The sequence below is a fragment of the Georgenia sp. X1117 genome (assembly GCF_057784635.1).
Map to the genome: position 1 here is coordinate 559,860 of NZ_CM173492.1, position 15,018 is coordinate 574,877.

The 15,018-nt window shown below is 72.7% G+C and carries 11 protein-coding genes; 4 read left to right on the forward strand and 7 right to left on the reverse strand.

What is annotated here, in order from left to right; genetic code table 11:
• Window positions 1–92 precede the first annotated feature (92 nt).
• Window positions 93–1,007 carry a formate dehydrogenase accessory sulfurtransferase FdhD gene (gene fdhD, locus AC3D3D_RS02505; protein ID WP_463662297.1) on the forward strand — a complete coding sequence of 305 codons (915 nt, stop codon included), beginning with the start codon at window positions 93–95 and terminating at the stop codon, window positions 1,005–1,007.
• Window positions 1,004–3,328 (forward strand): FdhF/YdeP family oxidoreductase, encoded by a 2,325-nt coding sequence (locus tag AC3D3D_RS02510; RefSeq protein WP_463662298.1) that lies wholly within the window; start codon window positions 1,004–1,006, stop codon window positions 3,326–3,328. The genes fdhD and AC3D3D_RS02510 overlap by 4 nt, the downstream gene beginning before the upstream one ends.
• A gap of 65 nt (window positions 3,329–3,393) precedes the next feature.
• On the opposite strand, the gene AC3D3D_RS02515 is transcribed toward AC3D3D_RS02510, so the two are convergent.
• The 7 genes from AC3D3D_RS02515 to glgA all read right to left on the reverse strand — a co-directional run bounded on the left by AC3D3D_RS02515 (window position 3,394) and on the right by glgA (window position 12,522).
• Entirely contained in the window at window positions 3,394–4,425 is a 1,032-nt protein-coding gene (locus tag AC3D3D_RS02515) for an LLM class flavin-dependent oxidoreductase (RefSeq protein ID WP_463662299.1), read from the reverse strand.
• Between the two features lie 150 nt (window positions 4,426–4,575).
• Window positions 4,576–6,513, reverse strand: a complete 1,938-nt coding sequence (locus tag AC3D3D_RS02520) for an ABC transporter ATP-binding protein (RefSeq protein WP_463662300.1) — start codon at window positions 6,511–6,513, stop codon at window positions 4,576–4,578.
• Window positions 6,510–8,249: an ABC transporter ATP-binding protein gene (locus AC3D3D_RS02525; protein ID WP_463662301.1), complete on the reverse strand. Its 1,740-nt coding sequence runs from the start codon at window positions 8,247–8,249 to the stop codon at window positions 6,510–6,512. The genes AC3D3D_RS02520 and AC3D3D_RS02525 overlap by 4 nt, the downstream gene beginning before the upstream one ends.
• A gap of 235 nt (window positions 8,250–8,484) precedes the next feature.
• Window positions 8,485–9,783 (reverse strand): SPFH domain-containing protein, encoded by a 1,299-nt coding sequence (locus tag AC3D3D_RS02530; protein WP_488512332.1) that lies wholly within the window; start codon window positions 9,781–9,783, stop codon window positions 8,485–8,487.
• Between the two features lie 69 nt (window positions 9,784–9,852).
• Window positions 9,853–10,410 (reverse strand): NfeD family protein, encoded by a 558-nt coding sequence (locus AC3D3D_RS02535; protein ID WP_463662302.1) that lies wholly within the window; start codon window positions 10,408–10,410, stop codon window positions 9,853–9,855.
• 37 nt (window positions 10,411–10,447) lie between these two features.
• Window positions 10,448–11,242: an ABC transporter ATP-binding protein gene (locus AC3D3D_RS02540; protein ID WP_463662303.1), complete on the reverse strand. Its 795-nt coding sequence runs from the start codon at window positions 11,240–11,242 to the stop codon at window positions 10,448–10,450.
• A 53-nt stretch (window positions 11,243–11,295) separates the two neighbouring features.
• The gene (glgA, locus tag AC3D3D_RS02545) at window positions 11,296–12,522 is read right to left on the reverse strand and encodes a glycogen synthase (protein WP_463662304.1); all 1,227 of its coding nucleotides are present in this window, start codon (window positions 12,520–12,522) and stop codon (window positions 11,296–11,298) included.
• Window positions 12,523–12,677: 155 nt separating this feature from the next.
• On the opposite strand from glgA, the gene glgC reads away from it, so the two are divergent.
• A complete protein-coding gene (glgC, locus tag AC3D3D_RS02550; protein WP_463662305.1) occupies window positions 12,678–13,919 on the forward strand; it encodes a glucose-1-phosphate adenylyltransferase in 1,242 nt (413 codons plus the stop codon).
• Window positions 13,916–14,941: a phosphoserine phosphatase SerB gene (gene serB / locus AC3D3D_RS02555; protein WP_463662306.1), complete on the forward strand. Its 1,026-nt coding sequence runs from the start codon at window positions 13,916–13,918 to the stop codon at window positions 14,939–14,941. The genes glgC and serB overlap by 4 nt, the downstream gene beginning before the upstream one ends.
• Window positions 14,942–15,018: the final 77 nt, after the last annotated feature.

The following is a 15,018-nucleotide window of genomic DNA, read 5'->3' on the forward strand; positions in this document are numbered from 1 at the left end:
TCCGACGTCGGCGGCCACCCCCGCCGCGGGCGACCGGCCCGCACCGGGACGGGACGGTTGTCCGCGCCCGGGCGGCGTGCTATCCACGAACGGTGTCCCGCATCGTCGCCCGCCGCCGCGTCACCCGCCTGAGCGCGGGCGGACCGACCTCTCGGCGCGAGGACCACCTCGCCGTCGAGGAGCCCCTGGAGATCCGCGTGGCCGGCACCGCCCTGGCCGTGACGATGCGCACCCCCGGCCACGACGTCGAGCTCGCCGCGGGGTTCCTCCTGTCCGAGGGCGTCGTCCACCACGGCGAGCACGTGGCGAGCACCATCCACTGCGCCGCGGACGGCGAGCCGAACACCTACAACATCCTCGACGTCACGCTCGCCGCGGGCTGGCCGCCGCCCGACCCGAGCCTGGCGCGGACCTTCTACACGACGTCGTCGTGCGGCCTGTGCGGGAAGGCGAGCATCGACGCGGTGCGCACCCAGGGGCGGTTCGTCGTCGAGGACGACCCGCTGGCGATCGACGCCGACCGCCTCGCCGCCTTCCCCGACCTGCTGCGCGCGAGGCAGAAGGTGTTCGACCGCACCGGCGGGCTGCACGCCGCGGCCCTGTTCGACGGCGCGAGCGGCGAGCTGCTCGTCCTGCGCGAGGACGTGGGCCGGCACAACGCGGTGGACAAGGTCCTCGGCCGGGCCCTGCTCGACGGCCGCCTGCCGGGGCGCGGGCTCGTCCTCATGCTCTCCGGCCGGGCGGGCTTCGAGCTCACGCAGAAGGCGCTCATGGCGGGGGTGCCCATGGTCGCCGCCGTCTCGGCCCCCTCCTCGCTGGCCGCCGACCTCGCCGAGGAGGCCGGCCTGACGCTGGTCGGCTTCCTGCGGGGCGGGTCGATGGTGGTCTACACCCGGCCGGACCGGATCACGAACGATGCACCCGCCCGGGTGACAGAGCCCGACGGCGCCGTGGCGGTAGCGTCGGCCACACATGCGTCCGCGGGAGACAAGGTGGTTGAGCGATGACGCCGAAGGCACCGATCGAGGACTTCTCCGACGCCGAGCTCGAGGTCTCCGAGCCGAAGGAGTACGCCGCCGGCCTCGGCGGGGTGCTGCACTCGATGGCGCCGGCCGTGCGCACGATGGGCCTGGGCCGCACCGCGAAGCTCCTGACGGCGATCAACCACAAGGACGGCTTCGACTGCATGAGCTGCGCGTGGCCCGACCCCGCGCACCGCAAGACCGCCGAGTTCTGCGAGAACGGCGCCAAGGCGGTCACCTGGGAGGCCACCCCGCTCACCGTCCCGCGGTCCTTCTTCGCCGAGCACTCCCTCACCTCGCTCGAGGAGAGGACCGAGTACTGGCTGGGCCAGCAGGGCCGCCTCACCGAGCCGTTCCACAAGCCCGCCGGCTCCGACCACTACGAGCCGGTGACCTGGGACCGGGCATACCAGATCGTCGCCGAGCACCTGCGGGCCCTCGACGACCCGGACGAGGCCGCCTTCTACACCTCGGGCCGGGCCTCGAACGAGGCCGCGTTCGCCTACCAGCTCTTCGCCCGCGCCCTCGGCACGAACAACCTGCCGGACTGCTCGAACATGTGCCACGAGTCCACGGGCGAGGCCATGTCCTACTCGGTGGGCATCGGGAAGTCCTCCGTCAGCTACGACGACTTCGCCCGCTCCGACCTCATCATCATCATGGGCCAGAACCCGGGCACCAACCACCCCCGGATGCTCACCGCCCTGCAGGAGGCCAAGGAGAACGGCGCGCAGGTCGTCGCGATCAACCCGCTGCCCGAGGCCGGGCTCATCGGCTACAAGGACCCCCAGCGGGTGCGCGGGTACGTCGGCAAGGCCGTGACCATCGCCGACCAGTTCCTGCAGATCCGCTCCGGCGGGGACATGGCACTCATGCAGGCGCTCTCGAGGCGCGTCCTCGAGGCCGAGGCGGCCGCGCCGGGCACCGTGCTCGACCACGAGTTCCTCGACGGCTCCTGCGACGGCTTCGAGGCCTTCGCCGAGCACGTCGCCCAGGTCGACGACCGCGAGGTGGAGCGGGTTACCGGGCTGAGCGCCGCCGAGATCGACGAGCTCGCCGGGCGTTACATCGCCGCGGACCGGGTGATCATCGCCTGGGCCATGGGCATCACCCAGCACCGCCAGGGCGTCGCCACGATCCAGGAGATGCTCAACCTGCTCTTCCTGCGCGGCAACATCGGCCGCCCCGGGGCCGGGGCCTCCCCCATCCGCGGCCACTCCAACGTGCAGGGCGACCGCACCATGGGCGTGTTCGAACGCATGCCGCAGCCGTTCCTCGACGCCTTGGGCAAGGAGTTCGGGTTCGAGGCGCCCCGCGAGCACGGGGTCGACTCCGTGGGCGGCATCCGCGCCCTCGACGAGGGACGGATCAAGGTGTGGACGGCCCTCGGCGGCAACCTGCTCGGCGCCATCTCGGACACCACCCTCGCCGAGGCGGCCATGCGCAAGGCCCGCCTGAGCGTCCAGATGTCCACCAAGCTCAACCGCAGCCACGTCGTCACCGGCGAGGAGGCGCTCATCCTGCCGGTCCTGGGGCGCACGGAGGTCGACCTGCAGGCGAGCGGCCCGCAGTACGTCACGGTCGAGGACTCGGTCTGCGCCGTGCACGCCTCGCACGGCAGGATCCCGCCGATCTCCGACGACGTGCGCTCCGAGGTCGAGATCGTCACCGGCCTCGCCCACGCCACGCTCGGCGACCGGTACGGCATCGACTGGCTCGCCATGCGCGACGACTACGACGTCATCCGCGACCACATCTCCCGCGTGGTGCCCGGCTGCGAGGACTACAACGCGAAGACCCGCAGGCGCGACGGCTTCGTGCTGCCCCATCCCCCGCGCGACGAGCGGCGGTTCGACACCGCCACCGGCAAGGCGCGGATCACGGTCAACACCTTCGAGCCGATCGAGTGTCCGCCGGGGCGGCTCATCCTGCAGACGGTGCGCTCGCACGACCAGTTCAACACGACGATCTACGGCCTCAACGACCGCTACCGCGGCATCAGGAAGGGCCGGTCGGTCATCTTCGTGCACCCGGAGGACCTCGCCGAGCTCGGCCTGGCCGACGGACAGACCGTCGACATCTTCAGCGAGTGGCCCGGCCAGCCCGACCGGGTGCTGCGGGGGTTCCGCACCGTGGCCTTCCCGACGGCGCGGGGCTGCGCGGCCGCCTACTTCCCCGAGGCCAACGTGCTCGTGCCCCTGGACTCGGTGGCCCTGGGCAGCAACACGCCGGTGTCGAAGGCGATCATCATCCGCCTCGAGCCCTCCAGCACGCCGGTGGGCGTGGGCCGCCCGGTCACCGTCTGACCGGTCATCGTCTGAGCTGGCGGGCCGACGCTCGTGGCGTGGGCCCTGGGGGGCGCGCCCGCTCCCTATGCGGCCGGCAGACCCCAGGCCTCGGCGAGCATCGCCATCGACCGCAGGCGCACCTCGGGGTCGTAGGCGTAGGTGACGGTGATGATCTCGTCGGCGCCGGTCGCCTCGGCGATACCGTCGAGCTTCTCGACCACCTGCTCGGGCGTACCGATCGCGGAGACGGCCTGCATGTTCGCCGTCGCGTCGAGGACCCGCTGCGGGACGACAGTGGTGATGTCGTCCACCGGCGGCTGGAGCAGCTCGCGCGCGCCGGTGACGATGCCGGCGGCCATCATCTGGTGGGTGGTGAAGATCCGCCGCGCCTCCGCCTCGGAGTCGGCCACGACGACGTTGACCCCGACCATGAGGCGGGGGGCGTCGATCTGCGCCGTCGGGGCCTCGGTGGAGAACTGCGCCCGGTAGACGCCGACCGCCTCGGCGAGCGCCTGCGGGGCGAAGTGCGAGGCGAAGGAGAAGGGCAGGCCGAGCTGGCCGGCGATCGAGGCGCCGTTGAGGGACGAGCCGAGGACCCAGATCGGCACCTCGGTCCCGCCGGCGGGGACGGCGCGCACCCGCGAGCTCGGGGCGGTGTTGGCCTCGGAGAAGTAGCCGCGCAGGGCGAGGATCTCGCGGGCGAAGGACTGCGGGTCGGCGTCACCACGGCGCAGCAGCGAGGCCGTGACCTGGTCGGTGCCCGGCGCCCGCCCGAGCCCCAGGTCCACGCGGCCGGGGGCGACCTGGGCGACGGTGCCGATCTGCTCGGCCACCGACAGGGGCGGGTGGTTGGGGAGCATGACGCCGCCGGAGCCGATGCGGATGCGGCTCGTGCGCTGGGCGGCGAGCGCCATGAGCACCATCGTGGCCGAGGACAGGAAGGTCGCGGTGTTGTGGTGCTCGGCGAACCAGTAGCGCGAGTAGCCCAGCCGGTCGGCCTCCTCGGCAGCCCGCATGGCGTTCTCGATGGCCTGCGCCGGCGAGGACCCCTCCGCGCGGCCGACGAGCTCGAGGACGGACAGATCGGGACGCCGGTCGGCGGGTGCATCGCTCACAACCGGGACAGCGCGGGCACGACGCCGGGTATTCCCGCCCTCTCCCGAGCGTCCACCCCGCTCCCGCGCGTCTACCTTCGACCTGTCAACGGGTTGACCGACGAGTCAACCGACAGTGTGGGTTGATAGGAGACGTTCCTGGTTGATCGGTCAGGAGCCCGGCCCGGCAGCGGGACCGCCGTCGTCCTCCGCCATCGCCCCGACGAACTGCGAGCGGTAGAGCCGGTGGTAGGCACCGCGGGCGGCCAGCAGCACCTCGTGCGTGCCCTGCTCCACGATGGCGCCGTCCTCCATCACGAGGATGGTGTCGGCGTCGCGGATGGTGGACAGTCGGTGGGCGATGACGAAGGCCGTGCGCCCCTCCCGCAGCCGCCCCATGGCCTCCTGGACGAGCACCTCGGTGCGGGTGTCGACCGAGCTGGTGGCCTCGTCGAGGATGAGGATCGACGGCTCGGCGAGGAAGGCCCGAGCGATGGTGATGAGCTGCCGCTCTCCTGCGGAGACCCCGCCCCCGTCCTCCTCGATGACCGTGTCGTAGCCCTCGGGCAGCGAGTGCACGAACCGGTCCACGCTCGCGGCCGCACCGGCGGCCTCGACCTCCTCACGGGTGGCCCCGTCCCGCCCGTAGGCGATGTTCTCCGCGACGGTGCCCTCGAACAGCCAGGCGTCCTGCAGGACCATGCCGATGTGGCTGCGCAGGTGGTCGCGGGTCATCTCGCGCGTGTCGACGCCGTCGACGAGGATCCTGCCGCCGCGCACCTCGTAGAAGCGCATGAGCAGGTTGACGAGCGTCGTCTTGCCGGCACCGGTGTGACCGACGATCGCCACCGTCTGCCCCGGCCTGGCCCGCAGGTCGAGGCCGGTGATGAGCGGGACGTCGTCGACGTAGCGGAAGTCGACGGCCTCGAAGTGCACGTCGCCGCGCACCTCCTCCACCCGCCTGGGGTCAGCGTGCTCGGGCTCCATCTCGTCGGCGTCGAGCAGCTCGAAGACGCGCTCCGCGGACGCGCCGCCGGACTGCACGAGCGCGGCCATCCCGGCCAGCTGCCCGATGGGCTGCCCGAACTGGCGCGCGTACGTGACGAAGGCCTGGACCTCGCCGATGGTGACGCCGCCCTGCGAGACGCGCAGCACGCCGAGCACCGCGACGAGGACGTACGAGATGTTCGAGACGAACTGCATGAGCGGCATCATCGTGCCCGAGAGGAACTGCGAGCGGTCGGCTGCGGCGACGAGCCGGTCGTTCTGCTCGACGAACCGCGTGCCGAACTCATCCTCGGCGCCGAACGCCTGGACGAGCTGGTGACCGGTGAAGGCCTCCTCCACGGTCCCGCCGACCTCACCGGTGGCCTTCCAGTTGGCCACGTGGTGGGGCTGCGCCCGCCTGGCGACGACGCCCATGATCACCGCGGAGACCGGCACCGTGACGACGGCGACGATCGCGAGCCGCCAGTCGATCCACACCATCATCGCGAGCACACCGACGATCGTCAGCACCGACGTGATGAGCTGGGACAGCGTCTGGTTGAGGGCCTGCGTGATGTTGTCGATGTCGTTCGTCAGCCGGGAGAGCAGGTCACCGCGCGAGCGGTGGTCGAGCTCGGCGAGCGGCATCGCGTCCACCTTGGCCTGCACCTTGGCCCGCAGCCGCACGCCGACCCGCTGGACGATGACGTTGAGCATGAGCATGTTCGCCGCCATCGCCATGGCCCCGCCGGCGAACACGCCGAGCGCGATCCCGAGCGAGCGCGCGAGCTCGATGCGGTCGAGTCCGGCGCCGGGCTCGAGGCCCGGCATGGCGGCAAGCATGTCCGCCATCTCGTCGCGGCCGAACTGGCGCAGGCCGTCGATCGCCTGGTCGAGGGTGACGCCGTCGGGGATGAGTCGGCTGGCGAACCCCTCGACGACGACGTCGGTCGCCTCACCGAGGTACCGGGGCCCGAGCACGGACAGCGTGACGGAGGCGATGCCGAGGAGGACGACCACGAGCAGCGCGAGGCGCTCGGGGCGCATCTCGGCCAGCAGGCGCCGGATCGTGGTGCCGAAGTTCGCCGGCTTCGCACCGGGCATCGGATGCTGCTGGCTCATGCCGCCTCCTCCGCCGAGACCTGGGACAGGACGATCTCGCGGTAGGTCTCGCTGCTCGCCATCAGCTCGTCGTGGGTACCGGCGCCGACGACCCGGCCCGCGTCGAGGACGACGATCTGGTCGGCGTCCCGCACGGTGGAGACGCGCTGGGCGACGACGAGCATCGTCGCACCCGCCGTCATCCGCGGCAGCGCGGCGCGCAGCCGAGCGTCGGTCGCCATGTCGAGGGCGGAGAACGCGTCGTCGAAGACGTAGACCTCGCCGCCGCGGACGAGGGCCCTGGCGATCGCGAGGCGCTGCCGCTGGCCGCCGGAGAAGTTCTGCCCGCCCGGTTCCACGCCGGCGTCCAGCCCCTCGTCGAGGTCGCGCACGAACCCGGCCGCCTGCGCCACGTCGAGCGCCTCCCACAGCCGCTCGTCGGGGACCTGGCCGGAGCCGAGCGAGAGCGTGGACCGCACGGTCCCGCCGAACAGGTAGGCCTGCTGCGGGACGAGCGCGACGCGGGAACGCACGTCGGGCAGGGCGGCGCCACGGACGTCGACCCCGCCGAGCCGCACCGCCCCCGAGGAGACGTCGAGCAGGCGGGGCAGCAGGTTGACGAGCGTCGTCTTGCCGGACCCGGTGGACCCGACGACCGCCGTCGTCGTGCCTGGCTCGAGCGTGAGGCTCACCCGGTCCAGGACGGGCTCGTCCGCGCCGGGGTAGCCGAAGGTCGCGTCGATGAGCTCGACCCGTCGACCCGCCGCACGGGCGCCGATCGGCCGGGGCTGCGCCGGCGGGGCGATCGCCGGGGTCATGTCGAGGACCTCGACGATGCGGCGGGCGCAGACCGCGGCGCGCGGCACCATCATCAGCAGCATGACCGAGAACATCACGGACATGAAGATGAACATCAGGTAGCTGAGGAAGGCGACGATCGAGCCGATCTCCATCTCCTGCGCGTCGACGCGCAGCCCGCCGAACCAGACGACGAGCACCTGTCCACCCATGATGAGCAGCTGGACCAGCGGGAACGTGATCCCGAAGATCACGCCGATCCGCCGTTGCGTGCCGGCGAGCTCGCGGGAGGCCGCGTCGAACGTCCGGCGCTGCGTGCCCTGGCGGTTGAAGGCCCGGATGACGCGGACGCCGGAGACCTGTTCGCGCATGAGCCGGTTGATGCGGTCGATGCGCTTCTGGACGACCTCGAACAGGGGCCGCGCGAGGAGGATCGCCGTCAGCATGACGAGCAGCAGGGCCGGGACCGCGGCCACGATGAGCCAGGACAGCGGCGGGTCCTCGCGGACCGCCATGACGATGCCGCCGGCCATCATCAGCGGTGACATCACGAGGAACATCGAGCCCATGAGCGTGAGCATCTGGACCTGGAGGACGTCGTTGGTCGAGCGGGTGACCAGCGACGGAGCACCGATCGTGGAGACCTCGGCGACCGAGAGCCGCTGGACCTTGGCGAACACCCCGCGGCGTACGGCCCCGCCGGCGCGGGCGGCCATCCGGGCGGCGAGGAAGGCGGTGGTGACCTGGGCGGCCATCTGGACCGCGGAGATGCCGAGCATGGTCAGCCCGATCCGCACGACGGCGTCGGCGTCGGCCTGCAGCAGACCGTCGTTGATGACGTCGGCGGCCAGGCTCGGCAGCATCATCGCGGCCAGCGTGGAGATCAGCTGCAGGAGCAGGATCGCGCCCAGCGTCCGCGCGTGCGGGCGCAGGTAGAACCTCAGAAGTCGCAGGAGCACCCGCACATCGTGGCACCGTCGCGCGCCGGGGTGGACATCCGTCCTGCCCCCGCACGACGGCGCGGCCCGGCCCTCGCTCGGATCTCACCCGCGCCCGGGGCCCGCCCGACGGCGTGGCCCGGCCCTCGGCCGGATCGCACCCACGCACGGGGCCGGCCGGGACGAAGGACGCCGGGGCCCGCCGACGCTGCTGCGTCGGCGGGCCCCGGCGTGAGTGAGGTGGTCCCCGTGCGGGTCAGCCCTGGGACGGGCCGGTGCCGGGCGTCCCGCCCGGGTTCCAGGCGCGGGTCTGCCCCGGGGGGTGCCCGGGGCCGGTGGCCGGACCGGCCGGTCGGGCGGGACCGGGACGCTGCGGCCCGGTGGGCGCCGAACCGGTCGGCGCCGAACCCGCCGACGCGGCGCTCGGCCCGCCCTCGGGAGAGCTCGCCGGCGGCTGGGTGGTTCCCCGCGATCGACGGCCGCCGCTGGTCCCGCCCTCCTCGCTGGCCACGTTCTCCGCGGAGGCGACCTCGGCGCGGGCCGCGCGCAGCGCCTCCTCGGGGTCCTGGAGGCTCGGGGTCTGGAAGGCCGTGTCCGGCGCACCGGCCTTGCGCTCGCCGCTCTCGCGGCGCGGCGCACGCGGAGGCTTCGGTGCGGAGAATCCGCCGCCGGAGCCGCCGTCGTCGGGGCCGAACGCACCGGCCAGCGACGCCATCGCGCCGGTGACCTCGGTGGGGATGAACCACATCTTGTTCGACTGGGTCTTGGCGATCTCCGGCAGCGTCTGCAGGTACTGGTAGGAGAGCACCTTGTCGTTGGCGTCGGCGGAGTGGATCGCCTCGAAGACCTCGTGGATCGCGCGGGACTCACCCTGGGCCTTGAGGACCGCGGACTGCGCCTCACCCTCGGCCCGCAGGATGGCCGACTGCTTCTCACCCTCGGCGGTGAGGATCGCGGACTGCTTGACACCCTCGGCCGTGAGGATCGCGGCACGGCGGTCGCGCTCGGCGCGCATCTGCGCCTCCATCGCGCCCTGGACGGACTGGGGCGGGTCGATGGACTTCAGCTCGACGCGGTTGACGCGGATGCCCCAGCGGCCCGTGGCCTCGTCGAGGACCCCGCGCAGCTGGCCGTTGATCTGGTCGCGGCTGGTCAGCGTCTGCTCGAGGTCCATCGAGCCGATGACGTTGCGCAGCGTGGTCACGGTCAGCTGCTCGATACCGGTGATGTAGTTGGCGATCTCGTAGACCGCCGCCCCGGGCTCGGTCACCTGGAAGTAGATGACGGTGTCGATGGAGACGACGAGGTTGTCCGACGTGATGACGGGCTGCGGGGCGAAGGAGACGACCTGCTCACGCAGGTCGACGCGCGCACGCACCTTGTCGAAGAAGGGGATGAGTACGTGGAATCCGGCGAACATCGTCGAGTGGTACTTGCCCAGCCGCTCGACGATCAGGGCGCCGGCCTGCGGCACGATGACGACCGCCTTGCTGAGGATCACCACCACCGCGATGACGATGACGCCCAGGATGATCCACTGTGTGATGCCGTCCAATGCGTTCTCCGTTGCAGGGTCGATGGTCCGGGTGGACCGCGGGTACCGCCGGCTCGGCGGCGGGTTCGGCTAACGGCCGGGGCCGGGGTGGCCCGGCGCGCCGGGCCCGTACTGGGGTGGTGCCTGCCCGGTCGCGCCGTACGGGGACGGGGACCAGGTCCGGTCGGACGGCGGGGCCGTGCCGTAGGGGTCGGCCTCGACGTCGAGCGGGGCGACGACGGCGAAGGCACCGTCGATCTCGACCACCCGCACGTCCTCCCCGACCGGACGGGGCAGCACGCCGGGCGCGGTCCGGGCGGACCACTCCTCGCCGTTGAGCTTGACCCGGCCGCCGCGGTCGGTGACCTCGGTCAGGGTCTGCGCAACCTGGCCGACGAGGCCGCGCACGTTCATCGGGGTGTCGGGCGTCGAGCGCCGCAGCATCTCCTTGACCCAGGGCCGCACGACGGCCAGCAGGACGAGCGCGACGAGCGCCGCGACGAGCGCCTGCACCCAGATCGGTGCACCCGTGAGGGCGACGAGCGAGCCGGCGGCCGCGCCGCCGGCCAGCATGAGGAAGATGAGGTCGACGGTGAGCATCTCCACGATGCCCAGCCCGATCGCGGTGACGAGCCAGATCCACCACATGGCCGGACCTCCAGACGAGTAGGTGGCCCCAGTCTACCTAGGCGTCGGTGGACGCCCGGCGGGAGAAGTACCTGCCCTCCCGGACGTCCAGGCTCAGCGGCATGCGGTAGAGGTCGGACAGCGCCTCGGTGGTGAGCACCTCGTCGATCGGGCCGGCGGCGACCGCCCGTCCCTCGTCCATGAGCAGGGCGTGGGTGAAGCCGGGCGGGATCTCCTCGAGGTGGTGGGTCACGAGGATCATCACCGGGCCGCGCGGGTCGCGCGCGAGGCGGGCCAGGGAGGCGACGAGGTCCTCGCGCCCGCCGAGGTCCATGCCGGCGGCAGGCTCGTCGAGCACGAGCAGCTCGGGGTCGGGCATGAGCGCGCGGGCGATCTGGACGCGCTTGCGCTCACCGGTCGACAGGGTCCCGAAGGTGCGCTCGCGCAGGTCCTTCATGCCGACGTAGGTCAGCAGGGCGCGTGCGCGGCCGGTGTCGAGCTGCTCGTAGCTCTCGCGCCAGCGGCCCTGGATCCCGTAGGCGCCGGTGAGCACGACGTCGAGCACCGTCTCCGAGGGGTGCACGCGCCCCTCGGTGGCCGAGGAGGCGAAGCCGACGACCTGGCGCAGCTCGGCGACGTCGACGCGGCCGAGCCGCTCCCCGATGACCGAGACGGTCCCACGGGTCGGGAACATCTGACCGACGAGCAGCGAGACGAGCGTCGTCTTGCCGGCGCCGTTGGGGCCGACGACGACCCAGCGCTGCGCGTCGTCGACCGACCAGTCGACGCCGTCAAGGATCGTGGTCGTCCCGCGGCGCACGTGGACGTCGGACATCGACAGGACATCACCCATGGGCACCAGCGTAGGTCGCCACCGCGGGGGCGGCGGCCCGACCCGCCCGATGGTCACCGCCCGGCGAGCACCCGTTCGTAGACCTCGATGGTGCGCTCGGCGACCGCGGACCAGGAGAAGTGGTCCTCGACGCGGCGTCGGGCCGCAGCACCCTGCTCCGCCACCTTGGCGGGGTCGGTGACCAGCTCGGTCAGCGCGCGGGCGAGGTCGGCCTGGAAGCGCTCGGGGTCGGTGGGCGTGCCGGTCCCGTCCTGCACCTGGTCGATGGGCACGAGCGTGCCGGTGACGCCGTCGTCGATGACCTCGGGGATGCCGCCGGTGGCGGAGCCGACCACCGGGAGCCCGACGGCCATGGCCTCGAGGTTGACGATGCCCAGCGGCTCGTACACCGACGGGCAGACGAACACGTCGCAGGCGGCGAGCACCGCGACGAGCTCGGGGCGCGGCAGCATCTCCTCGATCCACACGATCCCCGAACGACGCGCGGACAGCTCGGCGACGGCGCCGGAGACCTCGGCCGCGATCTCCTTGGTGTCCGGCGCGCCGGCGCACAGCACCACCTGGACCTCCTCGGGCAGCCGCTCGACGGCGCGCAGCAGGTGCGGCAGCCCCTTCTGGCGGGTGATGCGGCCGACGAAGACCACGGCCGGCCGGTCGGCGTCGATGCCGAACCGTTCGCGGGCGGCGGCGATCGCGGCCTGCCCCTCCTCGCCCTCGGGCCGGCGCCACTCGTCGAGGTCGATGCCGTTGTGCACGACGTGAACCTTGTCCGCGTCGACCTGCGGGTAGGCGCGCAGGATGTCGGCGCGCATGCCGCCCGAGACGGCGATGACCCCGGCGGCGCCCTCGTAGGCGGTGCGCTCGGCCCAGCTCGACAGGGCGTAGCCGCCGCCGAGCTGCTCGGCCTTCCACGGCCGCATCGGCTCCAGGGAGTGCGCCGAGAGCACGTGGGGCACGTCCGCCAGGAGGGCACCGAGGTGGCCGGCGAGGTTGGCGTACCAGGTGTGGGAGTGCACGAGGTCGGTCCCGCCGAGGCGGTCGGCGATCTGCAGGTCGACGCCGAAGGTGCGCAGGGCGGCGTTCGCGCCGGCCAGCTCGGCCGGCTCGTCGTACCCGGTGACCGGGACGCCGCCGGGGCCGTCGCCCTCGCGCGGGCCGTCGAAGGCGTGCACCCGCACGTCGACGCTGCGCCGCAGGACACGGGCCAGCTCGGCGACGTGCACCCCCGCACCGCCGTAGATGTGGGGCGGGTACTCCCGGGTGACCAGGTCGACTCTCACGGCATGCCTCCTCGCTGCGGCACGCGCGGGCAGCGCGCAGGACCACTCTGCCGACATCGTCGGCGCCGGGCAACGGGGGTCCGCGCCGCGGGAGCGGTGCGGCCGAGGTGCGGGACGACGTGCCGCGGATCACATGCAGCGCCTAGGCTGTCCCCATGCCATCCCCACGCGTGCTCGCGATCGTCCTGGCCGGCGGCGAGGGTAAGCGGCTCATGCCGCTGACCGCCGACCGCGCCAAGCCCGCCGTCCCCTTCGGGGGCACCTACCGACTCATCGACTTCGCCCTGTCGAACATCGTCAACTCCGGGTACCTCAAGATCGTGGTGCTCACGCAGTACAAGTCGCACTCCCTGGACCGGCACATCACGCAGACGTGGCGCATGTCGAACCTCCTGGGCAACTACGTGGCGCCGGTGCCCGCCCAGCAGCGCAAGGGCAAGAACTGGTTCCTCGGCTCGGCCGACGCGATCTACCAGTCCCTCAACCTCATCGACGACGAGCGGCCCGACATCGTCGTGGTGGTCGGCGCGGACAACATCTACCGCATGGACTTCTCCCAGATGGTCGACCAGCACGTCGCCTCGGGGTTCCCGCTGACGGTGGCCGGCATCCGTCAGCCGCTCTCGCTCGCCGACCAGTTCGGCATCATCCAGGCCTCGACGGAGAACCCCAACAAGATCGACAGCTTCCTGGAGAAGCCGAAGGACGCCGTCGGGCTGCCCGATGCGCCCGACCAGGTGCTCGCCTCGATGGGCAACTACGTGATGAACGCCGACGCGCTGCGCGAGGCCGTCAACGCCGACGCCGAGGACGAGGGCTCCAAGCACGACATGGGCGGCAACATCGTGCCGCGTTTCGTGGCCGAGGGCCGGGCCGGCCTGTACGACTTCACGTTCAACGAGGTCCCCGGGGCCAGCGACCGGGACAAGGCCTACTGGCGCGACGTGGGGACCGTGGACGCCTTCTACGAGGCCAACATGGACCTCATCTCGGTCGTGCCGGTCTTCAACCTGTACAACGACCAGTGGCCGCTGCACACCGGCTACCACGGCCTCGCGCCGGCGAAGTTCGTCTACGGCCACGAGGAGCGGCTCGGCCACGCGCTGGACTCCATCATCTCCCCCGGTGTCATCATCTCCGGCGGCGAGGTGGTCGGTTCGATCCTCTCCCCCGGCGTGCGCGTGAACTCCTGGTCCTCCGTGCGTGACTCCGTGCTGTTCGACGGCGTGCAGGTGGGCCGCCACGCCACGGTCAGCCACGCGATCCTCGACAAGAACGTCGTCGTCGAGCAGGGCGCGCTGGTGGGCGTCGACAAGGAGCAGGACCGGGCGCGCGGCTTCACCGTCACCCCCGGCGGCATCACGGTGGTCCCCAAGGGGAAGACGGTCCAGCGGTGAGCGCGGGTGCGGGCGGGGCGGGCCTGGTCCCAGTCCCGCCCGTGCCGCCGGGCCCGGGCAGCGCCCTGCGGGTCACGCTGGTCTCCCCCCGCCCGGTACCGGACTCGCTGGTCGCGCACGTGGGTGACCTGCTCGCCGGCCGCGCGGGCGAGGTCGCCGAGGCGCACGGCACCCTGGGTCCGCTGCGCACGGTCGGCTGGGCGCTGCGCGTCGCCGACCCCGCGGACGCGGCCGCGGTCGGGTCCGACGACGAGGCGCCGGCTCCCGCATCGCCGCTCGCCGCCGCGGCGCTCGCCCTGCGTGACGAGCTGCGCGGCCCGGCCACGGCGCTCGGCGTCGACGTCGCGGTGACCACCGGGGCGATGGCCGAACGCGGTCCCGGCCTCATCGTCACCGACGTCGACTCCACGCTCTTCGCCGTGGAGGTCATCGACCTGGTGGCCGAGCACGCGGGCGTGGCCGACCAGGTCGCCGCCGTCACCGAGGCGGCGATGTCCGGCGGCCTGGACTTCGCCGAGTCCCTCGCGAGGCGGGTCGCCCTGCTCGAGGGCCTGGAGGCGGGACCGGTGCTCGAGCGGGTGCGCGCCGACGTCGCCTACTCCCCCGGTGCGCGGGAGATGTTCCTTCGGGCCCGCGACGCGGGGGTGCCCACCGGGGTCGTCTCGGGCGGCTTCGTCGAGGTCGTCGACCCACTGGTGTCCGCGATCGGCGTCCGCCACGTCGCGGCGAACCGCTTCGAGGTCGAGGCCGGGCGCCTGACCGGGCGCACGACCGGCGCGGTGGTGGACCGCGCGGCCAAGGCGGCGCGCGTGCGGCGGTGGGCCGCCGACCTGGGGGTTGGGTTGGACCGGGTCCTGGCGGCGGGCGACGGCGCCAACGACCTCGACCTGCTCGACGTCGCCGGCCTGGGGGTCGCCTACGGGGGCCGGCCGGTCGTCGTCGAGCGGGCGGACGCCTTCGTCACGAGCGAGCGGCTGGACACGGTCCTCGCCCTCACCGGCGTGGCCGACGTCGAGGTCTGAGGCCGGCCCCGGGCCGGGTGCGGTGATCCGGGCCGCGTGCGACGGTCCCGACGCCGTGCGGCGGTCCAGGCGAGGTG

What these genes read in the sequence shown, in the direction of transcription:
- AC3D3D_RS02510 (WP_463662298.1), top strand. Translation starts at nt 1,004, where the DNA reads ATGACGCCGAAGGCACCGATCGAGGACTTCTCCGACGCCGAGCTCGAG.
- AC3D3D_RS02520 (WP_463662300.1), bottom strand. Translation starts at nt 6,513, where the DNA reads ATGAGCCAGCAGCATCCGATGCCCGGTGCGAAGCCGGCGAACTTCGGC.
- AC3D3D_RS02535 (WP_463662302.1), bottom strand. Translation starts at nt 10,410, where the DNA reads ATGTGGTGGATCTGGCTCGTCACCGCGATCGGGCTGGGCATCGTGGAG.
- AC3D3D_RS02540 (WP_463662303.1), bottom strand. Translation starts at nt 11,242, where the DNA reads ATGGGTGATGTCCTGTCGATGTCCGACGTCCACGTGCGCCGCGGGACG.
- glgC (WP_463662305.1), top strand. Translation starts at nt 12,678, where the DNA reads ATGCCATCCCCACGCGTGCTCGCGATCGTCCTGGCCGGCGGCGAGGGT.